The 24403-nt window shown below is 73.6% G+C and carries 19 protein-coding genes and 1 riboswitch; of the genes, 8 read left to right on the forward strand and 11 right to left on the reverse strand.

Annotation, left to right across the window (positions count from 1 at the left end):
- Window positions 1-77: 77 nt before the first annotated feature.
- On the reverse strand, window positions 78-497 hold the full coding sequence (locus ACFVVA_RS07335) for a MarR family winged helix-turn-helix transcriptional regulator (protein WP_387686555.1): 420 nt from the start codon (window positions 495-497) through the stop codon (window positions 78-80).
- A gap of 69 nt (window positions 498-566) precedes the next feature.
- On the opposite strand from ACFVVA_RS07335, the gene ACFVVA_RS07340 reads away from it, so the two are divergent.
- Window positions 567-1421 carry an SDR family oxidoreductase gene (locus ACFVVA_RS07340; protein ID WP_387686557.1) on the forward strand — a complete coding sequence of 285 codons (855 nt, stop codon included), beginning with the start codon at window positions 567-569 and terminating at the stop codon, window positions 1419-1421.
- 88 nt (window positions 1422-1509) lie between these two features.
- On the opposite strand, the gene metE is transcribed toward ACFVVA_RS07340, so the two are convergent.
- Window positions 1510-3825, reverse strand: coding sequence for a 5-methyltetrahydropteroyltriglutamate--homocysteine S-methyltransferase (metE, locus tag ACFVVA_RS07345; protein WP_387686560.1), 2316 nt, complete (start codon window positions 3823-3825; stop codon window positions 1510-1512).
- Between the two features lie 155 nt (window positions 3826-3980).
- A riboswitch (cobalamin riboswitch) is annotated at window positions 3981-4224 on the reverse strand.
- Between the two features lie 134 nt (window positions 4225-4358).
- Between metE and cobF the strand changes: the two genes are divergently transcribed.
- Complete coding sequence (gene cobF, locus ACFVVA_RS07350; protein ID WP_387686563.1) at window positions 4359-5129, forward strand: precorrin-6A synthase (deacetylating); 771 nt, start codon at window positions 4359-4361, stop codon at window positions 5127-5129.
- 134 nt (window positions 5130-5263) lie between these two features.
- Here the strand turns inward: cobF and ACFVVA_RS07355 are convergent, their stop codons facing one another.
- From ACFVVA_RS07355 to ACFVVA_RS07375, 5 genes are all read right to left on the reverse strand, one after another.
- Window positions 5264-5716, reverse strand: coding sequence for a MarR family transcriptional regulator (locus tag ACFVVA_RS07355; RefSeq protein ID WP_359898326.1), 453 nt, complete (start codon window positions 5714-5716; stop codon window positions 5264-5266).
- The gene (locus ACFVVA_RS07360; protein WP_387686566.1) at window positions 5716-7179 is read right to left on the reverse strand and encodes an MFS transporter; all 1464 of its coding nucleotides are present in this window, start codon (window positions 7177-7179) and stop codon (window positions 5716-5718) included. Before ACFVVA_RS07360 ends, ACFVVA_RS07355 begins: the two co-directional genes overlap by 1 nt.
- A 152-nt stretch (window positions 7180-7331) precedes the next feature.
- Window positions 7332-7688: a zinc ribbon domain-containing protein YjdM gene (locus ACFVVA_RS07365; protein WP_387686568.1), complete on the reverse strand. Its 357-nt coding sequence runs from the start codon at window positions 7686-7688 to the stop codon at window positions 7332-7334.
- 158 nt (window positions 7689-7846) lie between these two features.
- Window positions 7847-9970: a HelD family protein gene (locus ACFVVA_RS07370; RefSeq protein WP_387686574.1), complete on the reverse strand. Its 2124-nt coding sequence runs from the start codon at window positions 9968-9970 to the stop codon at window positions 7847-7849.
- Window positions 9971-10087: 117 nt separating this feature from the next.
- A complete protein-coding gene (locus ACFVVA_RS07375; RefSeq protein ID WP_387686576.1) occupies window positions 10088-11707 on the reverse strand; it encodes an ADP-ribosyltransferase domain-containing protein in 1620 nt (539 codons plus the stop codon).
- Window positions 11708-11959: 252 nt separating this feature from the next.
- Here ACFVVA_RS07375 and ACFVVA_RS07380 point away from each other — a divergent pair, with 252 nt between their 5' ends.
- Window positions 11960-12646, forward strand: coding sequence for a macro domain-containing protein (locus ACFVVA_RS07380; RefSeq protein WP_387686578.1), 687 nt, complete (start codon window positions 11960-11962; stop codon window positions 12644-12646).
- Between the two features lie 107 nt (window positions 12647-12753).
- Here ACFVVA_RS07380 and ACFVVA_RS07385 read toward each other — a convergent pair whose 3' ends face one another.
- A complete protein-coding gene (locus ACFVVA_RS07385) occupies window positions 12754-13416 on the reverse strand; it encodes a TetR/AcrR family transcriptional regulator (RefSeq protein ID WP_387686581.1) in 663 nt (220 codons plus the stop codon).
- A gap of 99 nt (window positions 13417-13515) precedes the next feature.
- On the opposite strand from ACFVVA_RS07385, the gene ACFVVA_RS07390 reads away from it, so the two are divergent.
- Window positions 13516-14529 (forward strand): zinc-binding dehydrogenase, encoded by a 1014-nt coding sequence (locus ACFVVA_RS07390; protein WP_387686583.1) that lies wholly within the window; start codon window positions 13516-13518, stop codon window positions 14527-14529.
- Between the two features lie 317 nt (window positions 14530-14846).
- A complete protein-coding gene (locus tag ACFVVA_RS07395; RefSeq protein ID WP_387686585.1) occupies window positions 14847-17663 on the forward strand; it encodes a penicillin acylase family protein in 2817 nt (938 codons plus the stop codon).
- A 42-nt stretch (window positions 17664-17705) separates the two neighbouring features.
- Here the strand turns inward: ACFVVA_RS07395 and ACFVVA_RS07400 are convergent, their stop codons facing one another.
- Entirely contained in the window at window positions 17706-18017 is a 312-nt protein-coding gene (locus ACFVVA_RS07400; RefSeq protein WP_387686587.1) for a hypothetical protein, read from the reverse strand.
- 175 nt (window positions 18018-18192) lie between these two features.
- Here ACFVVA_RS07400 and ACFVVA_RS07405 point away from each other — a divergent pair, with 175 nt between their 5' ends.
- The 3 genes from ACFVVA_RS07405 (at window position 18193) to ACFVVA_RS07415 (ending at window position 21590) form a co-directional block, all read left to right on the forward strand.
- On the forward strand, window positions 18193-18744 hold the full coding sequence (locus ACFVVA_RS07405) for a YceI family protein (RefSeq protein ID WP_387686867.1): 552 nt from the start codon (window positions 18193-18195) through the stop codon (window positions 18742-18744).
- Between the two features lie 102 nt (window positions 18745-18846).
- Window positions 18847-20064: a pyridoxal-phosphate dependent enzyme gene (locus ACFVVA_RS07410; RefSeq protein ID WP_387686589.1), complete on the forward strand. Its 1218-nt coding sequence runs from the start codon at window positions 18847-18849 to the stop codon at window positions 20062-20064.
- Window positions 20065-20204: 140 nt separating this feature from the next.
- On the forward strand, window positions 20205-21590 hold the full coding sequence (locus ACFVVA_RS07415) for a hypothetical protein (RefSeq protein WP_387686591.1): 1386 nt from the start codon (window positions 20205-20207) through the stop codon (window positions 21588-21590).
- Window positions 21591-21669: 79 nt separating this feature from the next.
- On the opposite strand, the gene ACFVVA_RS07420 is transcribed toward ACFVVA_RS07415, so the two are convergent.
- The gene (locus ACFVVA_RS07420) at window positions 21670-22725 is read right to left on the reverse strand and encodes a zinc-binding dehydrogenase (RefSeq protein ID WP_387686593.1); all 1056 of its coding nucleotides are present in this window, start codon (window positions 22723-22725) and stop codon (window positions 21670-21672) included.
- On the reverse strand, window positions 22722-24386 hold the full coding sequence (locus ACFVVA_RS07425) for a phytoene desaturase family protein (protein WP_387686868.1): 1665 nt from the start codon (window positions 24384-24386) through the stop codon (window positions 22722-22724). Before ACFVVA_RS07425 ends, ACFVVA_RS07420 begins: the two co-directional genes overlap by 4 nt.
- Window positions 24387-24403 lie beyond the last annotated feature (17 nt).

Below are 24403 nucleotides of genomic sequence, written 5' to 3' on the forward strand. Positions count from 1 at the left end.
GTTCCCACCGGCGGCGCGGGCCGGCGGCGACGCGTTGTGGACAACGGACCCCCGGGCAGCTGCCCGGGGGTCCGCCGTCATGCCTCCAGGACCAGCCGCAGGAGTTCGCGCAGCGACCCGCGCTGCTCGGTGTCGAGCCGGGCCAGCGGGTCGCCGGCGAAGGGCATGCGGGCGCGCAGATCCGCGGCGACCTCGCGGCCGGCGGCGGTGGCGGCGACGTGCTTGACGCGACGGTCGGCGGGGTCGACGCTGCGCTCGACCAGGCCGCGGGACTCCAGGCGGTCGACGATCACCGTCACATTGGACGGCTCCGCGTGCAGCCGCTCGGCGATCCGGCGCGTCGGGACCGGAACCTCGGCGGCGAGCAGCGCCTTGGCCTGCAGCGCGGTCAGGTCGTGGGCCGCCGCGGCCGCCTCGGACTCCCGGCCGTAGCGGCGGTTGACGGCCGCGAAGAGTCCGACGATCTCCTGGGTGAGGTCATCCGATGGGTGGGACATGACCACCAGACTATCCAGGTGCTTGACAAAGTGAAATGTCAGCCCACATAGTTATGAATCATATTGGTTATGATCCATAAGCACTGGGAGTCCAGCGAGATGAGCGACCGGACCGTCCTGATCACCGGCACCTCCTCCGGCATCGGCCTGGCCACCGCCGTCGCCGCCGCCGCCCGCGCCGGCTGGCACGTCATCGCCACCATGCGCAACACCGCCAAGGCCGGCCCGCTGCTGGCGGCCGCCGAGGAAGCCGGGGTCACCGTCGACCTCCGGACGCTCGACGTCACCGACCCCGCGTCGGTCGAAGCCTGCCTGGCCGGCGTCGACCGGCTGGACGCGCTGGTCAACAACGCCGGCGCCGGCCACATCGGCACCCTGGAGCAGGAGAGCGTCGACGACGTCCGCGCCGTCATGGAGGTCAACTTCTTCGGGGTGCTGCACGTCACGAAGGCCGCCCTGCCCCTGCTGCGGGCGAGCAAGGGCCGCGTGCTGACCGTGACCAGCGTCGGCGGCGTGGTCGGCCAGCCCTTCAACGAGGCCTACTGCGCCGCCAAGTTCGCGGTCGAGGGCTACATGGAGTCCCTCGCCCCGGTCGCGGCCACCGCCGGTGTGTCCGTCAGCGTCGTCGAGCCGGGCGCGGTGGCCAGCGAGTTCGTCGGCAACGTGGGCCTGACGGACGACGCGACCGAACAGGCCGGGCCGTACGCCCCGGCCCTGGCCGCCTACCTGGACCGCACCCGCGGCGCCTTCGCCAACGCCCAGGCGCCCGAGGACGTGGCCGCCGGGATCCTCGACCTGCTCGCCGCCGAACGACCCGCCTTCCGGATGCTCACCTCCGACGCCGCCCGGGCCTTCGCCGGGGTCAAGCTCAAGGACCTCGACGGCTCGGCCGTCCAGGGCCTCACCTCCGGCTGGGTCGCCTAGCCGATCACCGGGCAGGAGGCCCGCGAGCGGCACGATGGCCGGGACCGGGGTGGGCGCGGCAAGGCTGCCGCGCCCACCCCGGCCGCCGTCAGCCGGCGAGTTCCTCGCGCAGCAGGCGGGCCGCGGCGACCAGGCTCTCCAGCGAGGCCCGGGTCTCCGGCCAGCCGCGGGTCTTCAGCCCGCAGTCCGGATTGACCCAGAGCCGCTCCGCCGGGATCGCCGCCAGGCCCGCGCGCAACAACGAGACGGCCTCGTCGGTGCTGGGGACGCGCGGGGAGTGGATGTCCCAGACGCCGGGGCCGACCTCGCGCGGATAGCCCGCCCCGGCCAGCTCGCCGGCCACCTCCATGTGGGAACGGGTGGCCTCCAACGAGATCACGTCCGCGTCGAGTTCGTCGATCGCCGTCATGATCGCGCCGAACTCGGCGTAGCACATGTGGGTGTGGATCTGGGTGTCCGCGCGGACACCGGAGGTGGCGAGGCGGAAGGCCTCGGTGGCCCACGCCAGGTACGCCGGGCGGGCGGCGGCCCGCAGCGGGAGGGTCTCGCGCAGCGCCGGCTCGTCGACCTGCACGACGGCGGCGCCGACCGCCTCCAGGTCGACGACCTCCTCGCGCAGGGCGAGGGCCACCTGCCGGGCGGTGTCGGCGAGCGGCTGGTCGTCGCGGACGAAGGACCAGGCGAGCATGGTGACCGGGCCGGTCAGCATGCCCTTGACCGGGCGGTCGGTCAGGCCCTGCGCGTAGCCGAACCAGTCGGTGGTCATCGGATGCGGACGGGAGATGTCCCCGGCCAGCACCGGCGGGCGCACGTACCGGGTGCCGTACGACTGGACCCAGCCGTGCCGGGTGGCGAGGTAGCCGGTGAGCTGCTCGGCGAAGTACTGGACCATGTCATTGCGCTCGGGCTCGCCGTGCACCAGGACGTCCAGCCCGGCTTTCTCCTGGTAGGCGACGACCTCGCGGACCTCCGCCTCCATCCGCTCCCGGTAGGCCGGGGCGTCGATCCGACCTGCCGTCAGATCGGCGCGGGCGGTGCGCAGTTCGGTGGTCTGCGGGAAGGAGCCGATGGTGGTGGTCGGCAGCAGCGGCAGCCCGAGCCGGGCGTGCTGGGCCTCGGCCCGTACGGGGTAGGGCTGGGCGCGCCGGGTGTCGTCGACGGTGACGGCGGCGGCGCGGGCGCGCACCGCCGGGTCGCGGGTGATCGGGGAGTTGGCGCGGGAGGCGAGGCCGGCGCGGTTGGCGGCGAGCTCGGCGGTGATCGCGCCGGTGCCCTCGCGCAGGCCCCGGGCGAGCAGTGCCGCCTCGCCGGCCTTCTGCCGGGCGAAGGCCAGCCAGCGGGCGATCTGCGGGTCGATGTCGCGCTCCGCGGCGGCGTCGATCGGCACATGCAGCAGCGAGCAGGACGGCGCCACGTCGACGGTGCCGGCGAGGCCCAGCAGGGTCGCCAGGGTCGCCAGCGACTTCTCCAGGTCGTTGATCCAGATGTTGCGCCCGTCGATCACCCCCGCCACCAGCCGCTTGCCGGGCAGGCCGCCGGCGGCGGCGAGGTCCTCCAGGTTGGCGGCGGCCGGGCCGGTGAAGTCCAGCGCCAGGCCCTCGACCGGGGCCTTGGCCAGCACCGGCAGCGCCTCGCCGAGCCGGTCGAAGTAGCTCGCGACCAGCAGCTTGGGCCGCTCGGTGAGACCGCCCAGCTCGCGGTAGGCGCGGGCGGCCGCGTTCAGCTCGGCCGGGGTGCGGTCCTGCACCAGCGCGGGCTCGTCCAGCTGCACCCACGCGGCGCCGGCGGCACGCAACTCGGCCAGCAGCCGGGCGTAGACGGGCAGCAGCCGGTCCAGCAGGGTGATCGGCTGGAAGTCGGCGGTCACCCCGGGCGCCGGCTTGGCGAGCAGCAGGTAGGTCACCGGGCCGACCAGCACCGGCCGGGCGGCGTGGCCGAGCAGCAGCGCCTCGCGCAGCTCGCCGACCGCCTTGGCCGGGTTCGCGGCGAACACCGTGTCCGGGCCCAACTCCGGCACCAGGTAGTGGTAGTTGGTGTCGAACCACTTGGTCATCTCCAACGGGGCGACGTCCTGGTTGCCGCGCGCCATCGCGAAGTACCCGTCCAGCGGGTCGGTGTCGACCGCCTCCCGGTGCCGCGGCGGGATCGCACCGACCGCCACGGTGGTGTCCAGCACGTGGTCGTAGAGCGAGAAGTCGCCGGTCGGCACCTCTTCGACGCCGGAGTCGGCGAGCTGCTGCCAGTTCGTCCGACGCAGGTCGGCGGCGGTCGCCAGCAGCGCCTCGGCCGCTACCGCGCCGTTCCAGTACCCCTCGATCGCCTTCTTCAATTCACGGCCCCGGCCCTGGCGGGGGTAGCCGTGGGCGGTGGCGACGCTCGCCGCGGCTGCGGACTTCGTGGTCAAGGGACTCTCCTTCGCGAGTCTGGATCCTCAAGTGCCCGGTGACGGCACGAGGACGCGAAGGGATGACGGACCGGACCGACGACCGCACCCGTGCGCGGCTCCGCCCGATATGGTCGCCGACCCGCCCACGAGGTCACCGGATGGCCGGGCGCGAACGCTCGCGCACGGGCAGTGGCAGGTCTTCGGACTCGCGGGCACACCCACCTCGGCCGAAACCGGGGCGGACACCTACTGGCCGTCGCTTCCCAGACCCGTCCCGGGTCCAGTGCGTATGACGGCGGTCGTTCCCACTCACCGCTGCGGGGCAGTCCCGGACTGGCCAGTTGAAAGGCGTCACCGGGTTCCCTCTTACGACACCCTGCCTGGCGGACAGGGCGAACCAGCTGCACCGCCAGCTTAGGGGCAAACCGTCGGCGTCGAGGCGGAAATCTCGCAAGGCGTCCGCGTGCTGAGACGCGGGCTCCGCGCCCGCTCCCGGGCGGCGCACCCGGGAGCGGGCGGCGCACCCGGGAGCGGGCGGCAGAATGGCTCCCATGCGGCACATCTTCGTCATCGGCATCGGCGCGGGCGACCCCGACCACCTCACCCTGCAGGCGGTCAAGGCGATCGGTCGCACCGACGTCTTCTTCATCCTCGACAAGAGCGAGGAACGGCAGGACCTGATCGGGCTGCGCCGCCGGATGCTGGCCGACCACGGACGGCCCGGGCACCGCGTGGTCGCGGCGCCGGACGCCGAACGGGACCGCGCCACCCCGGCGTACGCGGCCGCCGTGGACGACTGGCGCGTCCGCCGCGCCGATCTGGTCGAACGGCTGGTCGCCGAGCACCTCGGCCCGGGCGAGAACGGCGCCTTCCTGGTCTGGGGCGACCCCGCCCTCTACGACAGCGTCATCGCCGTGGTGGACGACGTGTCGAACCGGGGCGGCGTGCCCTTCGCGTACGAGGTGATCCCGGGCATCAGCAGCGTCTCCGCGCTCGCCGCCCGGCACCGCACCACGCTGACGCGGGTCGGCCGGCCGGTGCAGATCACCACCGGCCGCCGCCTCGCCGAGGGGTTCCCCGAGGGGGTGGACGACGTGGTGGTGATGCTCGACGGCCGGGCCGCCTTCGCCGGGATCGACCCCGAGGGGCTGGAGATCCACTACGGCGCCTACCTCGGCACCCCCGACGAGGTGCTCGTCTCCGGTCCGCTCGCCGAGGCCGCCCCGCGCATCCGCGAGCTGCGTGAGCGGGCCCGGGAGCGCAAGGGCTGGATCATGGACACCTACCTGCTGCGACGCTCGGACGGCGGCTCCGACGCCTGACGGACGGCCGGCACGCGGTCGGCGCGCACTCACGCGCCGCTCTCCCTCAGCATGGTGATGATGGCGGAGAAGTCCCGCCCGGCGTCCTCGCCGGAGCACCGGCCTGTCACGGCCCGCCGCATCGGGCGGCGGCCTCAGTCCAGGAGCTTCGCCACCACCCGGTCGAGCGCGCGGAGGTCCTCCGGCGGCAGCGCGAGCAGCGCGTCCGGCGGCGTGGCGAGGATCCCGGTGGCGAGCGCGGCCTTCGCCTCGCCCTCCTCGGTGAGGTGGACCAGCTTGGAGCGCCGGTCCGCCGGGTTGGTGATGCGCTCGGCGAGCCCGCGCCGCACCAGGTCGTCCACGATGACGCTGGTGTACGGCGGGTCGGCGGTCAGCCGCTCGGCCAGCTCCCGCAGGGTGATCGGGCCGGCGGCGAGCCGGCGCAGCGCCCTGACCCGGCTGAAGCTCATGCCGAGGGCTTCGGCGACGGTCCTGCGGCGGTCGTGGCGCTCCAGCACGAGCGCGTACATCCCCTGCCAGACCCGGGCCGCCGTCGCGGCGTCCGTCCCGCTCCCCTCCGGGTGCCCACCGGTGTCGAGGCGCTCCATCAGGCGTCCACCGTCTCCTTCGTCTCCGTGCTTCCCTCGGCCGACTCCTCGGCGGCGAGCCGCCGCGCCGTGCGCTCGGCCGTCGCCCGGGCCCAGCGGCCGGAAGTGAGCGTACCGGTGACCAGCACGGCGACGCCGCAGCCGGCGATGATCCACCATGCCGTCCGGGCCGCCCCGGTGAAGGCCGCCGGGTTCGCGAGGGCGCTGCCGGCCATCAGGGCGCCGGTGACCGCGACGCCCAGGGACTGGCCGACCTGTCGGCTGGTGGAGGCCACCGCCGCCGCCACGCCGGCCTGCGAGCGGGGCATCCCGGAGACGGCGGTGTTGGTGATGGGCGCGTTGACCAGGCCGAAGCCGGTACCGAAGAGCAGGAAGGCGAGGACCAGCAGCCAGCTCGGCAGGTGCTCGGAGTAGCCGACCGCCTGGAGCACGGCGCTCGCGGTCAGCGCCGCCCCGGCCAGCAGCAGCGGCGTGCGCGGCCCCCGGGCGGCCACCATCCGGCCGGACAGCGGCGCGGTGAGCAGCGACATGACCGCCATCGGCAGCATGAAGAGTCCGGCGTGCAGCGGGTCGAGCCCGCGGACGTCCTGGAGGTACAGGGAGGTGAGGAAGAGGAAGCCGCCGAGGCCGGCGAAGGCGGCGACCGCGATGACGGTGGCGCCGGAGAAGGGCGCGGAGCGGAAGAACCGCAGATCGATCAGCGGGTCGGTGCGCCGGGGTTCGTACCGCAGCAGGCCCAGCAGCGCGCCGAGGGAGGCCGCCGTGCAGCCGAGCACCACGGGCGAGGTCCAGCCGCGCTCCGGCGACTCGATGATCGCGTAGGTGAGGGCGGCGAGCACCACGACGACCAGCAGCTGGCCGACCGGGTCCACCCGGCGGGTGCGGGCCGCCCGCGACTCCGGCACGTAGCGGGTGGTGAGGAAGAGGGCGGCCAGGCCGATCGGGACGTTGATCCAGAAGATCGCCCGCCAGCCGGCCGACTCCACCAGCGCCCCGCCGATGATCGGCCCGGCGGCCATGCTGATGCCCACCACGCCGCTCCAGACGCCGATCGCCCGGGCGCGCTGCCGGGAGTCGGTGAAGGTGTTGCTGATGATCGACATGGCGACGGGGTTGAGCATCGATCCGCCGACCGCCTGGAGCATCCGCGCGGCGATCAGCCAGCCGAGCCCGGGGGCCAGGCTGCACAGCAGGGAGGCCGCGGTGAACACCACCAGTCCGATCCGGAACACCCGGCGGCGGCCGATCCGGTCGGCGGTCGAGCCGGAGAGCATCAGCAGGCTCGCCAGCACCAGGGTGTAGGCGTCGACCGTCCACTGCAGGCCGGACACCGTGGTGTCCAGGTCGCGCCGGACGGCGGGCAGGGCCACGTTCAGGATGGTGTTGTCGAGGCTGACGATCAGCAGGCTCATGCAGCAGATGGCGAGCACGAGCCAGGGCCGCGGTCGAGCGGCATCGGGCATGACGAACGCTCCAGAGTTAGTTGTGTTGTTGTAATCATTGTGATGCTACAACTAATCCGGGAGGCGACTCCACCCCCGACCGGCCCTGGACAGCGCAACGGCCGCGCCCCGCCGATCTCCTCGACGGGGCGCGGCCGTTGGAGGCCCGCGGATCAGGCCTTCTTGACCACGCCGGACTTGAGCTGCATGGCACCGAAGCCCTCGATGCGGCAGTCGATGTCGTGCCCGTCGACACCGTCCACCAGGCGGATGTTGCGGACCTTGGTGCCGGCCTTGATACCGGAGACGCTGCCCTTGACCTTCAGCGCCTTGACCACCGTCACGGTGTCGCCGTCGCTCAGCACGTTGCCGACGGCGTCCTTGATCACGCGCTCGCCGGCCGGCGCGCCGGCCTGGTCGGCGCCGCCGGGCACCCACTCGTGGGCGCACTCGGGGCAGACCATGAGGGCGTTCATCTCATACGTGTACTCACTGGAGCACTGCGGGCACGGGGGAAGGTTGTCGCTCATGTGTTCAGGATATCCAGCTGTTCGGAGCTGGTCCGGGGCACGAGTGAGGAGGTCAGCGGGGGTACCGGCACCGGTCGGCCGCCGCTGCCGGTGGGCACGGGGTCGTGGCCGGCCGCCGCACCCGCCCGGCCTTCCCCATCCGCCCCCCGCCGGGGCCGTCACTCCCCGCCCAGCGGCGCGGGCAGCGGACGGGAGTGCAGGACGTCCAGCCGGGAGACCGCCCGCGTCACCACCACGTACAGCCGGTGCAGGCCGCGCGCCTCGGCCTCCACGATGGCGGCCGGCTCCAGCACCACCACGTGGTCGTACTCCAGCCCCTTCACCAGCGAGGCGGGCAGCACCGTCACCCGCGCCGTGGTGCCGACCTGTTCGGCCGCCCCGGTCGGGATCCCCGCCGCGAGCAGCGCCTCGGCGGCCTCCGCCACCGCGCCGTCCGCCGCGATCACCGCGATCGAGCCCTCGCGCTCCAGCGCGGCCCGCACCGCCGCGACCGCCGCTCCGCCCAGGCCGCCCCCGGCCACCCGCCGCACCGTCAGCTCCCCGTCCTGCCGCAGCGACACGGCCGGCGGAACGTCCACGTCGAGCGCGCCCAGCAGGGTGTTGGCGAGGGCCGTCACTGCGGCCGGGACCCGGAAGCCGGTGGTCAGCGGCACCACCGCGGCCTGTGGCTTGCCCAGGTGGGCGAGCTGCTCGGGCCAGCTGCGGGCGGCCCACGGGGCGGTCGCCTGGGCGAGGTCGCCGAGAACGGTCAGGGAGCCGAAGGCGCTGCGGCGGGCGATCGCCCGGCACTGCATCGGGGAGAGGTCCTGGGCCTCGTCCACCACGACGTGGCCAAAGCCGGCCGGGCGCTCGATCAGGCCGGCCACCTCGTCCAGCAGCATCAGGTCGTGCTCGGACCACTTGGCGCTCTTCTCCGAGCGCGGCGGCCGGCGCCACAGGATCGCCGCCTGCTCCTCGGGGCCGAGCACCCCCTCGGCGGCCTCGGCCAGCAGGGCGGGGTCGCTCAGCAGCGCGGCGACCACGGCCTCCGGGCGCAGGTTCGGCCAGGCGGCCTCCAGAAAGGCGGCCACCGGCCCGCAGCGGCCGATCTTCCGCGACCAGGCGCCCGACCGGACACCGGTCCGCCGCTCGGCCTGATCCTGGAGCATCGCCACCAGCCGGGTGCGCAGGCTCTCCCGGCCGATCGCGTACGGCGGCGCCTGCTCGCGCAGTTCGGCGACCGTCCGTTCCAGCCGCTCCGGGGGCACCCGCCACCGGTAGGAGCCGTCCGGTACGACCAGCGGCTCCGGGCCCGTCGCCCGGATGCGGCCGTACAGCGCCCGGCGCAGCACCGTCGCCATCCGCGCGTCCTGCTTGACCGCGGCGGCCCGCTCGTCGTCCACGGCGGCGACCGGCCGGGTGGCGACCAGGTCCTCGACGGTGCGCTGGGTGACGTCGATCTCGCCGAGCGCGGGGAGCACCTCGGCGATGTAGCGCAGGAAGGTCCGGTTGGGGCCGATGACCAGCAGGCCGCCGCGCTGGATCCGCTGCGGGAAGCTGTACAGCAGGTACGCGGCGCGGTGCAGCCCGACCGCGGTCTTGCCGCTGCCGGGCGCGCCCTGCACGCAGACCGACTCGCTCAGCTCGCCCCGCACCAGCACGTCCTGTTCGGGCTGGATGGTGGCGACGATGTCCCGCATCGGGCCGGTGCGGGGCCGCTCGATCTCGGCGGCCAGGATGCCGCCGGCACCGGCCTCTCCGCCCTCGCCGCCCTCACTGCCGTCCGCCGCGGCGCCGGCCGCCGGGCCGTGCCCGCCGTCCGCGCCGAGGGGTTCGTCCTCCAGCCCGGTCAGCTCCTCCGGCGCGCCCAGACTCCACGGCGCCCAGCCGAACCGGCGGCGCCGCGCGAGCCCGAGCGGGGCGTGGGCGCTCGCCTGGTAGAACGCCCGGGAGACCGGGGCCCGCCAGTCGACCACCAGCGGCGGCACGGTCGGGTCCTCGGAGATCCGCCGGCGGCCCACGTAGTAGCGCTGCTGCCGGTGCTCCCCGGCCTCCGCGGTGTCGGCGAAGTCGAGGCGGCCGAAGAAGGACGGGCTCTCCGGCAGCTCGTTCATCCGCTTGGCGCGGGTGCGCAGGTACCGGCCGAGCGCCTCCGCGCTCGCACCGTCGCCGGAGACGTCCTCCGCGGCGACGACCTGGTGGCCCGCGTCCTCGACCTGCCGGGCCGTCGCGACCCGGCAGACCTCGACGTAGGCCCGCTCCCGTTCCAGTTCGCCGTCCAGGTTCCGGATTTCCGAGGTCATCGTTCGCGCCCCTTCCCGCACAACGGGCTCGCCTGCCGTTCGGAGTCCAGCATAACTTAACTCAGTAAAAATACTGACTTGGTTGCTACTCCAGGGGGCGGGTTCGACCCGGGCGCCTCAGGACACCAGGGGCGCCTCCTCCAGCTCGGTCAGCGTCACGGTGCACAGGCCGCCGCGCTCCGCCCGGACATCGGTGACCTCCAACTGCGTGCCGGGCAGCAGGATGAACTCCTCCTCGCCGGTGAACGCCGAGAAGTTCCTGATGCCGGCGGCCCGCACCGGACGCACCTCGAACAGCGTCCGCTTGCCCCGGCTGCCCAGGAAGGACCGCGCGACCCCGAGCTCGGAGGTGCAGGAGGAGACGCCCCACCACGTCACCGTCCTCCCGAGCGGATACTGCCGCCGCAGGTCCAGCGAGACTCCGCGCCACAGCGGCGCGGTGCGGACGGGCAGCCGCGACACCGCCGTGAACAGCAGCCGCAGGTACGGCAGGTAGGGCACCAGCCGGCTGCGGTCCGGCGAGCGCAGCACCGCGTTGATCTCCCGGTAGAACGCGGACTCGCAGGTGTACAGGTACAGCGCGGCGATCTCGTCGGCGGACAGGCCGGTGGCCGCCTCGTCCGCCCGCCGCTTGCCGAAGTCGTGCGACAGCGACACGTGCCGGTCCAGGCCGCGCAGCAGCTCGGCGACCGGCGACACCGCCTCCCGGAAGCCCGTCGGCGGGGTGTCGAACACACCGGTGATCGCCGGCAGGACGAGGCCCTCGTCCTTCACCCCGGCGAGTCGGTCCAGGTAGAGCTGGTGCAGCTCCATGGTGGAGGCGATGAAGGCACCCATCCGCTCGGCGACCCCGGCCTCCGCCCCGCCGCCCTGCACCGACGGCGCGTTCCACCCCGTGCTGGGCAGCCAGTCGACCTCGTCGGCGCCGAGCGAGGCCAGAGCGGCGTTCACCGTGGCGAAGTGCTCGCCGTCGCAGAAGATGTCACCCTGGGCCGCCGGGTTGGCGTGGTCAATGTGGCGGACCTCGACCTCGGGGTACTTCTCCTGCAGCCGCAGGACGACGTTCTTCAGGCTGCGGGCGTGCGCGCCCCACCAGGCGAAGACCACGTAGCGGTCCTCCTCGGCGGCCCGCTGCTTGGCGCGGAGGATCTCCTCGACGATCCGCTCGGCGACCGGCCGCCAGAACCCGGTGTGCTCGTCCGGCCCCATCGCGCCGTCGCTGCTCGCGGTGAGCGCCGCGTTCAGCAGCAGCACGCCCTGGGTCAGCATCGCCTGGAACCACTCCGGCGGCTGGACCGTCTCCTGCTTCTTCAGCAGCGCCCGTATGTCGGCGATCGGCGTCTTCTTGGGGATGCCGTACTTCCACATCGCCGCGGCCTTGATCAGGCAGCGGATGCTGATCACCCGGCCGAACTGGCTGTCCTTCCAGTCGTGGAAGGTGTTGTCGAACATCGCGATGCCGGTGGCGCTCTCCGGCCTCGGGTACGGGTTCTGGCCGAAGACGACGACCTTCCACCGGTGCGGCGCGTGCGGCTTGAGCGCCTGGAAGGTCAGCTCCCGGACCGGGACGACCTCCGGGCCGCGGCCCGGGCCGATGAACGAGGCCGCACCGGGCTGCGCCTCGATCACCGGCTTCAGCAGCGGCAGCCACGGCTCGCCGCCGCCCGTGAAGAGGTCGGCGAGGGCGAGCGGGTCGTTCGGGTCGGGCTGGGTGGCGGGGGTGTCGACAGCGCTCATGGTGGTGCGACTCCGGCTGGTCGGGACCGTACGAATGTCAGACGAACGGCAGGTGATGGCCCGTCAGCTTCCCTGGCGGACACCACAGTCCTACCAGCAGGGTCCGACAATCCGGCCCGCGCCGACCGACCGCCGACCGGCGCGGGCGAGGTGCCGACGGGGCCCGGACGGATTGTCAGTGCCGGGCGCTAGCTTCGTCGGTGTCACCAAGGAACCGGCCCACCGGGCACCCCCGACCGACAGGAGCCCAGCATGACCACGGACCGCACCGAGCCGCCGCTCAAGGTGGTGCTGACCGACCTCAACGCGACGGTCGTGGAGTCCTGGCGGGCGGCCTTCGCCGACGTCCCCGGGATCGACATCCGGCACGCCTCGCTGCTCACCGCGAAGGCGGACGCCTGGGTCAGCCCCACCAACTCCCGCGGCCGGATGGACGGCGGAACGGACGCCGCGATCAAGCGCCACCTGGGCGCGGGCATCCAGCTGCGGGTCCAGAAGGCGATCCGCGACCAGCACGCCGGCAGCCTCCCGGTCGGCAGCGCGGTCTGCGTCCCGTCCGGTGCCGTCAACCCGGCGTTCCTGATATCGGCCCCGACCATGCGGACCTCCTCGCAGAACGTCAGCGAGACCTTGAACGTGGCCCTGGCCTGCGCCGCCGCGTTCCAGGCCGTCCACCGGCAGAACCGGCTGCGGCCGGGCTCGATCCGGTCCGTCGCCCTGGTCGGCATGGGCGCCGCGACGGGCAAGGTCCCGCCCCGGGTCTGCGCCAACCTGATGTGGTCCGGCTACACCCTCTTCAACGACCACCACTTCGAGGACGACGACGACCTGCGCGCCACCGTCCTCGCCCAGTTGGACGACCTCGAAAAGGCGCCCGCCACCGAGCGGGTGCGCATCGTGCCGCCCGCCCGCCGCGGTTCGCCCGCCCGCCGGGCCTGACCCCGCCCCGGAGCGGCCACCCGCACCGCCGCCCTCTGCCCCACGGCCGCCGGGCGGCGGCGCCCCCCGCCCTGCTCACCCCGGCCGGACGCCCGGCCCGCGCACCCTCAGCCCGCCGTGAGCGCCAGCCGGATCCAGCGCTCGGACTCGGCGACCGCCAGCCCCACGTCGAAGGCCTTCGGAGCGGCCGCGGCCTGCACCACCAGCCCCTTGAGCAGCCCCACGAAGGCCAGCGCGAAGGCGCCCGGGTCCACGCCGGGGCGCAGCTCGCCCTCCCGCTGCCCCTGCCCGACCACCTCGGCCGCCCACTCCCGGGTCCGGGCGTCCAGCTCCGCCACCGCGGTGGTCAGCTCCGAGGCCCCGGCGAGCGCCTCCGCGCCCAGCACCACGAAGGCCCGGCCCAGGTCGGTCGGGTTGCGCACGCCCTCCAGGCAGCCGCGCGCGAACCCGCACAGCTCGTCCACCGCGCCCGCCCCGCTGCGCTCCGGCGCGGCCGCCGCCATCGCCTCGGCCAGCGCCGCCTCCTGGAGCCGGGCGAGCAGTGCGGCCTTCGACCCGAAGTAGTGGGTGGCCAGGCCCCGACTGAAGCCCGCCTCCTCCCCCACCCCGGCCAGCGTGACCCCGGTGCTGCCGTGCTCGGCGATCAGCCGGGCGGCGGCGGCGATCAGCGCGGACTCGGCCCGGGCCCGCCGTTCGGCCTGGGTGCGGCGCGCGGGCGCCTCCCGGAGCGTCCCGGGTCCGCCGGTTCGGCCCTCATCGTGCGTAGACATGCCACCATGCTACGGTGAACTTGCTTGTTGGATAACAAGTAACTTCCGGAGCGGCGGACACTCCCCCGGCCCGCCGCCCCCGCGAGAAGGGAAGTCCCGATGACCGCCACGATGCTCGCCGGCCGGCTCGACGTCGCCAAGGGCGCTTTCGCCGTGGAGGAGGTCCCCGTCCCGGTGCCCGGTCCGGGCGAGGTGCTGATCAAGGTCGAGGCCGCCGGCGTCTGCCTCTCCGACGTGCACCTGATCGAGGGCATGCTCAAGCCGCTCTTCCTCAAGGGCGACAAGGTCACCCTCGGCCACGAGGTCGCGGGCACCGTGCACACCCTCGGCGAGGGCGTGACCACCGCGGCCGTCGGCGACCGGGTGCTGCTGCAGGCCGGCGAGAACCGCGACGGCGTCGTGCACACCCGCGGCGTGGACTACGACGGCGGCTGGGCCGAGTACGCGCTCGCCACCGCCACCACCCTGGTGCCCATACCGGACGAACTCCCCTTCGAGCAGGCCTGCTTCATCCCCGACGCGGTCTCCACCCCCTGGGCCGCCATCACCGCCACCGGCGCCGTGCGGCCCGCCGAGGCGGTCGGCGTCTGGGGCGTCGGCGGCCTCGGCGCCCACGGCGTGCAGCTGCTGCGGGCCATCGGCGCCTTCCCGATCGTCGCCGTCGACCCGCTGCCGGCCGCCCGTGAGCGCGCCCTGGCCTTCGGCGCCGACGCCGCCCTCGACCCGGCCGACCCCGCGTTCGCCCAGCTGCTGCGCGAGGCCACTGGCGGTCGCCCGCTGTCCGTCGCCTTCGACTTCGCCGGGGTCGCCCCGGTGCGCGAGCAGGCCATGGCCACCCTGGGCGAGCACGGCCGCCTGGTGCTGGTCGGCCTCACCGACAAGCCGCTGACCGTCACCAACGGCACCCTGGTCAGCTACCTGCGCCAGCAGATCCGCGGCCACTACGGCTCCGAGGGCCAGGACGTCGTCGACCTGGTCAACCTGGTCCGCGGCGGCCGGCTCGACTTCTCCCGCTCGGTGAGCGGCACCTTCCCGCTGGCCGAGGCGGCCCGCGCGGTCGAGGCGCTGGAGCGCAAGGAGGGCAACCCGATCCGCCTGGTGCTCAAGCCCTGACCCGGCCCCGCCGACCCGGCGCCGCACCTCCGGACTGAGCCCGGCGGGTGCGGCGCCGCCGTTTCCCCGGCCGCTCCACCGCCGGGACCCGCGGCACCGGGCCCGGCACCGCCGCCACCACCTCGGCCGACTCCCGGGACAGCACGCCCCCGCACCCGACCCCGCACCTCGACCCCGCAGCCCGCAGCCCGACCCCGCTGCCCAAACGCCCCAACTCCGCGCCCCCGCCTAGAAAATGGCATGCACGCCACTAGCCAACCGGCCAGTAGCACCCCTACCGTCGACTCTTCCGTGAGACTTCGACGGAGGAGTCCGCCTTGCGTTCACGCCAGCGCCCCCGCCCCCGCTCCCTCCGACTCCCGGCCGCCGCCCTCGCCTCGGCCCTGCTCGTCACCGCCGCCCTGACCACCGGCCCCACCGCCACCGCCGCCCCCACCCCGGCGGTGACCGCCGCCGCCAACGACTACTGCGGCGGCCACTGCGCCGACATCCTGCCGCCCGGCGAGAACGGCAACGCCACCCTCGCCGACATCCTGCTCAACCGGGCCTTCGGCACCCGCCCCGCGCACACCGACGACCAGCTCGGCCCCTACGCCGCCCTCGCCTCCGGCTACCCCGGCCTGACCGAGGCCAAGCTGCGCGACTTCTTCAACGACGCCTCCTTCGGCGTCCCCGCCGACCAGGTGGCGAGCACCACCAGCCCGCGCCCGGACGTCACCATCGTGCGCGACAAGGCCACCGGCGTCCCGCACATCTCCGGGACCACCCGCTACGGCACCGAGTTCGGCGCGGGCTACGCCGCCGCCCAGGACCGCCTCTGGGTGATGGACCTCTTCCGGCACGTCGGCCGCGGCCAGCTGTCCGGCTTCGCGGGCGGCGCCGCCGCCAACCGCCAGCTGGAGCAGACCTTCTGGCAGGCCGCGCCGTACACCGAGGCGGAACTGCAGCAGCAGATCGACGCCATCGCCGCCCGCGGCGGCCGGGCCACCCAGGCGCTCGCCGACGCCAACGCCTACCTCGACGGCATCAACCAGTACGCCAAGGAGTCCTACAACGCCCGCACCTTCCCCGGCGAGTACGACCTCACCGGGCACATCGACCCGATCACCAACGCCGGCTCGATCGAGCCGTTCAAGCTGACCGACCTGGTGGCCCTCGCCTCCGTGGTCGGCGCGCTGTTCGGCTCCGGCGGCGGAGGCGAACTGGCCTCCGCCCAGGTCAAGTCGGCCGCCGAGGCCCGGTACGGCAAGGACGCCGGGGACGCGGTCTGGACGTCGCTGCGCGAGGCGGACGACCCGGAGGCCGTCCAGACCCTGCACGACGGGCAGAGCTTCCCGTACGCGACCGTCCCGGACCAGCCGCAGGGCACGGTGCTGCCGGACCCCGGCTCGGTGGTGCCCGAGCGGGTCGTCTACGACGCCACCGGCTCGGGCAACTCCGCCACCACCGAGGCGAACGGCGTCCTGCCCGGAAACCTGCTGACCGCCAAGCACGGCATGTCCAACGCCCTGCTGGTCTCCGGCGCGCACACCGACGACGGCCACCCGGTGGCCGTGTTCGGCCCGCAGACCGGCTACTTCGCCCCGCAGCTGCTGATGCTGGAGGAGATCCAGGGCCCCGGGATCAGCGCGCGCGGCGCCGCCTTCGCCGGCCTGAGCTTCTACGTGCAGCTCGGCCGCGGCCAGGACTACGCCTGGAGCGCGACCTCCGCCGGTCAGGACATCACCGACACCTACGCCGTCCCGCTCTGCACCACCGACGGCTCCCCGGTCACCACCGCCGCCAACTCCTACCTGTGGCACGGCCAGTGCCTGCCCTTCGACCGGCTGGAACGCAAGAACGCGTGGAAACCCACCACCGCCGACTCCACCCCGGCCGGCTCCTACACCCTGGTGATGTACCGCTCCAGGTACGGCCTGGTCAGCGCCCGCGGCACCGTCGGCGGCGCGCCCGTCGCCTTCACCTCGCTGCGCTCCACCTACCGGCACGAGGCCGACTCCATCATCGGCTTCCAGGAGCTGAACGACCCGGGCGCGGTGCAGGGCGCGGCGGGCTTCCAGCGGGCCGCGCAGGACATCAACTACACCTTCAACTGGTTCTACGCCGACTCGCGCGACATCGCGTACTACAACTCCGGCAGCAACCCGGTCCGCGCCCCCGGGGTGGACCCGGGCCTGCCCGTCCAGGCCCAACCCGCCTACGAGTGGGCCGACTTCGACCCGGTCGCCAACACCGCCCGGTACACCCCGGCGGCCGAGCACCCGCAGTCCGTCAACCAGGACTACTACATCTCCTGGAACAACAAGCAGGCGAACGGCTTCACCTCGGCCGGTTTCGGCAACGGCTCGGTGCACCGCGGCAACCTGCTGGACGACCGGGTCAAGTCCCTGCTGAGGAACGGCGGCAGGGCGAGCCGGGTCTCGCTCACCCAGGCGATGGAGAGCGCCGCCCTGGCCGACCTTCGGGCCGAGGACGTGCTGCCCGACCTGATCCGCGTGCTGCGCAGCGCGCCCGTCACCGACCAGGCCGCCCTCACCGCCCTGCAGCAGCTGGAGGCCTGGCTCGCCAACGGCGGCCAGCGGAGGGAGACTTCGGCGGGCAGCCACGGCTACGCGGACGCCACCGCGATCCGGGTGATGGACGCCTGGTGGCCACTGGTCGCCGAGGGCGTCATGCGGCCGGGCCTCGGTGACCCGCTGTTCGGCGCGCTGACCGGCGCCCTCCAGATCAACGAGTCCCCCTCGGGCGGGCAGACCGGCTCGGCCACCGGCCCGGTGAGCGCCAACGAGGCCATCCCGCACAAGGGTTCGGCCTTCCAGTACGGCTGGTGGAGCTACCTGGACAAGGACCTGCGCGCCGTCCTGGGCGACCAGGTGGCCGGCCCGCTGGCCCGGCCGTTCTGCGGCGGGGGCGACCTCGCGGCCTGCCGGACCGTCCTGCTGGACACCCTGAAGCAGGCCGCCGCCCGGACCTCCGCCCAGGTCTACCCGGGAGACGCGGACTGCTCGGCCGGTGACCAGTGGTGCGCCGACACGATCATCCAGCGTCCGCTGGGCGGCGTGACGGACGCCAAGACCACCTGGCAGAACCGCCCGACCTACCAGCAGGTGGTCCAGTTCCCGAGCCACCGCTGACCGACGCGGCCGGTGCCCCCGGCGAGGGGCACCGGCCGCCGGTCACTCAGCCGCGCCCACCCGCTTCACGACCGCCGCCGTGTCCTCGCGCAGGTACCGGGGCTGGACCCGCAGCCGCCGGACCGCCTTGATGTACGTCTCCCGGCTGTCACCCGTGGTCATCCGGTCCGAGGCGGCTTCGGCCAGCTCGACGATGGACTCCATCAGCCCGGCGAGCGCCCCCAGCAGAGCCGCCTCCTCCTTCTCCGGAACCCTCTCCCGGCTGCTGTCCCGCGCCTTCGGCAGCGCGTTCTCCCGCAGCTGCCGCCGCGCCTCGTCCACCGCGTCGACCATCGCCCGTACGCCACTGTCCATCGCGACCCCCTCGTCCCTTCGCTCCTCCGGTGTACTCCGCGAGCCTTCCCACCCCGCCCGCCACTCAGACCCGACCCGACGCGCGGCCCGCGGGAACTGCCCCTAGCGTGGTCCGGGGACCGCCCGACCACCCCCGGGCCGAGACCCGGGCCCCGCACCAGGAGGCATGCCGACCATGACCGCCAACCTCGCCGAGCTCACCGGCGACTACGTCCTCGATCCCACCCACACCCGGATCGGCTTCGTCGCCCGCCACGCCATGGTGACCAAGGTCCGCGGCGCGTTCCACCGCTTCGAGGGCACCGCCCACCTCGACGGCGGCGACCCGTCCAGCTCCTCCGGCCAGGTGGTGATCAAGGCCGAGAGCATCGACACCGGCGTGGAGCAGCGCGACCAGCACCTGCGCACCAACGACTTCCTGGACGCGCCGAACTTCCCCGACATCACCTTCCGCTCCACCGCGGTCGAGGTGCGCTCCGACACCGACTACCGGGTCACCGGGGACCTGACCATCAAGGACACCACCCGCCCGGTCACCATCGACTTCGAGTACACCGGCAACGCCGTCGACCCGTACGGCAACCTGCGGGTGGGCCTGGAGGGCTCGGTCACCATCAGCCGCAAGGAGTACGGCGTCACCTGGAACGCGGCACTGGAGGGCGGCGGCGTCCTGGTCGGCGACAAGGTCGTCCTGGAGTTCGACATCTCGGCGATCCGCCAGGGCTGACTCCTCCCCCGAACGGCCGGAACCGGTACCCCCGCGAACGGGTTCCCGCCGCGGCCCGCCAACCGCCGGACCGTGCGGCGGCCGCCCGGCTAGTCTCCTGGCATGCCAACAGAAGACTCCCTCGCGACCGGCCAGCGCTCCCTCGGCGATCCCGCCCTCGACTACCCGCTCTGGCCCCCGCTCACCGCCGGCTGCCCGCGCACCGGCACCGAGGACGTCTCCTACCCCGTCGAGGTCGACTACGCCTACGACAAGGCCGACCCGGCGGGCCTGTTCGCCCCTGCCCCGGTGCGCGGCGGCCTGGAGCGCTGGGCCCCGCTGCTGCCCCCGCTGCTCGCACCGGGTCTGGGCGAGGGCGCCACCCCGACGGTGGAGATCGAGCCCGGGGTGTACGTCAAGGACGAGTCCCGCAACCCCACGTGGAGCCACAAGGACCGGCTGAACCGCTGCACCACCAGTGCGGCCGTGGGCGTCGGCGCGCCGGGCCTCGCGGTCGCCTCCTCCGGCAACCACGGCGCCTCGGCCGCCGCCTACGCCGCCCGCGCCGGACTGCGCTGCGTGGTGTTCACCGGCCCGGACCTGCCGCCGAACGTCGACGCCTTCCTCAACGCCTACGGCGCGGTGGTGCTCCCGGTGCCGTGGGAGGCCCGCTGGCCGCTGCTGCGCCAGGTGGTCGACCGGCTGGGCCTGCACCCGGTCAGCAATCTGACCACCACCCACACCGGGCACGCGTACGGCCCCGAGGGCTACAAGACCGTCGCGTACGAGATCTTCCAGGACGTCGGCCTGCCGAGCGCGGTGTTCGTCCCGACCGGCTACGGCGAGCTGCTGTTCGGCGTCTGGAAGGGCTTCACCGAGCTGCGCCGGCTGGGCCTGACCGACCGCGTTCCGCGCATCCACTCCTGCGAGACGGCCGCCTCCGGGCCGCTCGCCCTGGCGATCGCCGAGGGCCTGCCGGCCGCCCGGGTGACGGTCGGCCCGAGCGACGCGTACTCGATCGCCTCCCCGGTCAGCGGCTACCGTGGCGTGCTCGCCGTCCGGGAGAGCGGCGGCCGGGCACTGACCCTGGACGACACTCAACTCGCCGACGCCCAGCGGGAGCTGGCCCGGGCCGGGCTCTGGACGGAGCTGTCCTCGGCGGCCGGCCTGGCGGGGCTGCGCAGCCTCGGCGAGCCGGACCTCGCCGAGGGCCCGGTGGTCTGCGTCTCGACCTCCAGCGGGTTCAAGGACAAGGGCGTCGGCACCGGTCGGACCGAGCCGGTCGCCCCCGACTGGGAGGCGGTCGCCCACCGCCTGCGCGCGGCCGGCATCACCGGCTGAGCCCGGTCCTTCACCGCCGCGAGGCCCGCTGTTCGCCCGCCCGCCCACGCTCGTAGGGTCGCCGTAGGGTCGGTGTTCGCCGAGCGCCAGCAGGCTTGCACTCTCCGTCAACTCCCGTCACCTGCCGAAGGGTAGCCACCGTGTCGCGTTCCCTCCGCCGCCTGCTGCCGCTCGCCGTCGCCGTCGCGGCGGTGCCCGTGCTCGCCCTGCCCGCCCTCCCGGCCGGCGCGGTCTCGTACGGCACCCCGACGATCACCTTCTCGGCCGGATACCTGTCCGGCGCGGTCGGCGCCACCGGCGACCCGACCGTGACCGTGACGGTCGCCCAGTCCGGCGCCGCGGCCTCGGCGCTGACCGTCGCCGCCTCGGCCACCACCCGCAGCTCCGTGGCCCGCACCGGCGACGTCACGGTGACCGGCACCGGCGGCACCCGCACCCTGGCGGTCGCCGCCCAGGGCGTGGGCTACGCCGACCTCACCGTCAAGGTCACCGGCCTCGGCGGCAAGAGCGCCACCCGCACCCTGCACTACGCGGCCTCCCCCGCCGTGCAGTCCTCCGCCACCAGCCGCTACCTGACCGGCTCCAGCGACGCCTCGGCCGCCGTGGACGCGGGCGGCGGCTACATCGTGGTCGGCGACGACGAGTCCAACACCCTGCGCCTGTACGACCGCAACAACTCCGGTGCGCCGATCCGCACCTGGGACTTCAGCTCGGCCCTCGGCGTCTCCAAGGAGATCGACATCGAGGCCGCCACCCGGGTCGGGAACACCATCTACTGGACCGGCTCGCTGGGCAACAACAAGGACGGCGTGGTCAAGCCCGACCGGCACACCGTCTTCACCACCACCGTCACCGGCTCCGGCGCCGACACCCAGCTGTCCCTGGCCGGCTCCTACGACGGCCTGCGCGACGACCTGATCGGCTGGGACAACGCCCACGGCAAGCGCTACGGCTTCGCGGCCGGAGCCGCCGACGGCCAGGCGCCCAAGCAGATCGACGGGTTCAACGTCGAGGGCCTGGAGTTCGCCCCCGGCAGCACCAGCACCGCCTACGTCGGCTTCCGCGCGCCGCTCACCCCGGCCGTCACCGGCGGCCGGGCGCTGCTCGTCCCGGTCACCAACCTCCCGTCCCTGCTGAACGGTTCGGCCGCCCACGCGACCTTCGGCGACCCGATCGAGCTGGACCTCGGCGGGCTGTCCGTCCGCGACATCCGGCGCAACGACCTCGGCCAGTACCTGATCGTGGCCGGCTCCTGGGCCGCCGAGGACAACTCCGCCCCGTACGCGCTCTACCGCTGGAACGGTCAGCCCGGCTCCGCCCCGACCAAGCTGATCGACCTGCCGACCAGCGACTACGGCGCCTGGGAGGCCGTCCCGGACGTCCCGGACCTGGACGCCCCCGGCGCCCGCGCCCAGCTGATCACCGACGACGGCTCCGCCGACCTCTACAACGACGCCACCGCCGCCAAGGACCTCACCCACCCCGAGTGGAAGAAGTCCCGCAGCACCTGGTTCACCCTGAACTGACCGTCCCGGACCGGCCGCGCGCCAGGGCCCTTCGGCACATCCGCCGAAGGGCCCGCGGGCATCCTGGAAACGAACACGCTCAGAGTTCGACCAGCACCTTCCCCTTGCTCGCCGACCGGTCCCGGTACAGGCCGCGGTAGGCCGCCGGAATGCTGTCGAACCCCTGGTGCACGGTCTCCTGGTAGGTCAGTTCCCCGCTGCGGACCAGCGCCCCGAGGTCCCGCCGCAGGGCGGCCCAGTTCTCCTCGGTGAACCACTCCAGCGAGAAGATGCCCCGGATCGTGGTGCGCGGGAACATGATCATCGGCAGCAGCCGCGGCCCCGCCCAGTCCCCGCCGACCTGGCTCCCCCACTGCCAGCAGACGGCCACCCGGCTCTCCACCGCGAGCATCCCGAAGACCACGTCGGTCAGCGTCCCGCCGAGGCTGTCGAAGTAGCGGTCGATGCCCCCCGGGGCCAGCTCGGCCAGCTCCTTCTCCAGCCGCTCCGGCGCGTCGCCGTCGCGGTACAGCAGCACCCCGTCGAAGCCCAGCTCCCACAGCCCCGCCGTCTTCTCCGGCGACGCCGTGGTCCCGATCACCCGTGCGCCCCGGTGCTTGGCCAGCTGCCCGACCAGCGAGCCGACCGCCCCGGAGGCGCCGCCGACCAGCACCGTCGACCCGGGGCGCACGTCCAGGAACTTCTCGACCGTCGCCCAGGCCGTCATCCCGGGCCCGCCCAGGATGCCGAGCGCGGTGGACAGCGGCAGGTCCTCGTCGTAGTCGGCCGGGTCCAGCCGGCGGAAGGCCGGGAAGACCATCGGGAACGTCCCGGTCTGCCAGAGCCTGGGCGCGCCGTTGCTGACCAGGTGGCTGCGCCAGCCGCCGAAGCCCTGCACCAGGTCGCCCGCCGCGAAGCGCGCGGCGGGCCCGGCGTCCAGCACCTCCATGATCGAGTCCGCTCCCATGTGGTCGCCGATCGGCGTGTCCAGCGCGATGCCCTGGAGGTACGGGTCGACCGAGACGTACCGGGTGCGCAGCAGCATCTCGTCCGGGGCGAGCCGGACGTCCAGTTCCTCCACGACCTTCCGGTACATCCGCTCGACGTCCGGCACGCCGTCCACGTGCTCCCCGACGACCCACTTCTCGATCCTCACGAGGTGACTCCAAACTGGCGGTCGGTGGGGCCGACCGGTTCGATGAGCACGGTGGGCAGCGGTGCGCTGTCGTCCACCTCCGCGGTGAAGGGCTTGCCGTCGTCCCGGCAGATGAACTGGACGACGTGCCGGCCGGCCGCCGCCGCCCGGATCAGTCCGCCGGTGGTCGCCCAGACCCCGGAGAGGTAGAAGTTCGCCAGGCCGGGCAACCCCGGGCCGTTGCGCTTGACCTCCTCCTCCAGCGTCTCGCCGCTCTCCACGAAGGGCTGCCAGCCCAGCACCGTCCCGTTGTAGTTGCCGGTGTAGCGGACCTGGGTGAGCGGGGTGGAGACGTCCTTGACGGCCACCGCCTCCCGGAGCCCGGGGTGGTGGCCGTCCAGGAACTCGACGATGGCGTCGCGCACCCGGCGCTTCTGCCGCTGGTACTCCCGTCCCCGGCCGACCGGCAGGGTGTGCAGTTCCTCGCCGCGCCGCACCCGGGGCTCCTGCTCCGGCCCGGTGCTCAGCTCCCGCCAGGGTTCGATGTCGCAGAAGTAGCTGGCGTACACCACGGTGGTGTCGGCGGGCGACAGCTCCGGGTAGTGGCGGCTGCGGAACTGGACGTTGATGCTCGGGTGCCGGATGCCGGTGAGCCGTTCGGCGACCTCGTCCTCCAGCAGGTAGGTGGTGCACGGGTCCCCGGCCGGGAAGGGCCGGCGCAGGCCGAGGAAGACGGTGACGTAGCCGGGGAAGACCATGCCCGGCTCGGTGATGGTCTGGGTGTACAGCCGACGGTAGGTGTCGCTCAGGTAGCGGCCCTTGAGCAGGTCCATCATGGTGGTCCGGCCGTCGCAGGCGGCCACCACGATGTCGGCCCGCACCTCCTGGCCGTCGCTCAGCCGCACCCCCACCGCCCGGTCGCCCTCGATCAGGACCTCGGTCACCTTGGTGTTGTACGTGATCTCGCCGCCCAGCCGCAGGTAGCGCTGCTCGATCGAGTTGGCCAGCCCCAGCGAGCCCCCCTCCGGCACCCCGGCCGACTGGCCGGCGTGGCAGGCGAGCTGGAAGTAGTTGGGCAGCACCGGGAAGTTGGGGTGCTTCTCGTACAGGATGAAGTTGAAGGCCTCGCGCAGCAGCGGGCTCCTGAACTTCGCCGAGTAGTCGCTCATCAACACCGTGATCGAGCGCCGGATCACGTTGAAGTACGGCAGGAAGGAGGCGAGCATCCGCGTCCGCTCCCACCGGCCCATCAGCCCGACCGGCTTGAGGAAGGGGTAACGGGCCAGCGCCAGACGGAACTTGCGCAGCCCCGCGCAGAACTGCCGGATCTGCCGGGCGTCCTCCGGGGCCAGTTCCAGCAGGTGGTCCTCCAGCCGGTCGGGGTCGGAGTAGAAGTAGACCGCCCCGCCGTCCCGGGTGCGCACCACGTTGAAGACGTCGAAGTTGCGCATCCGCTTGCCCTGCAGCGCGCCGAGTTCGAGCCAGATCTGGTGCATCTCGTTGCCCGGGCCGCTGCCCAGCAGCCAGCTGATGCAGCAGTCGAAGGTGAACTCCCCGCGGTCCCAGCCGGTGCAGCAGCCGCCGGGGATCTCGTGCATCTCCAGGATCCGGGTGCGGTAGCCGTTCATCCGCGCGAAGCAGCCGGTGGACAGGCCACCGAGCCCTCCGCCGATGATGACCATGCTCTGCCGGCCACCGG

Source organism: Kitasatospora sp. NPDC058048 (assembly GCF_042885555.1).
In the GTDB taxonomy this organism is placed as follows: Bacteria; Actinomycetota; Actinomycetes; order Streptomycetales; family Streptomycetaceae; genus Kitasatospora; species Kitasatospora lactacystinica.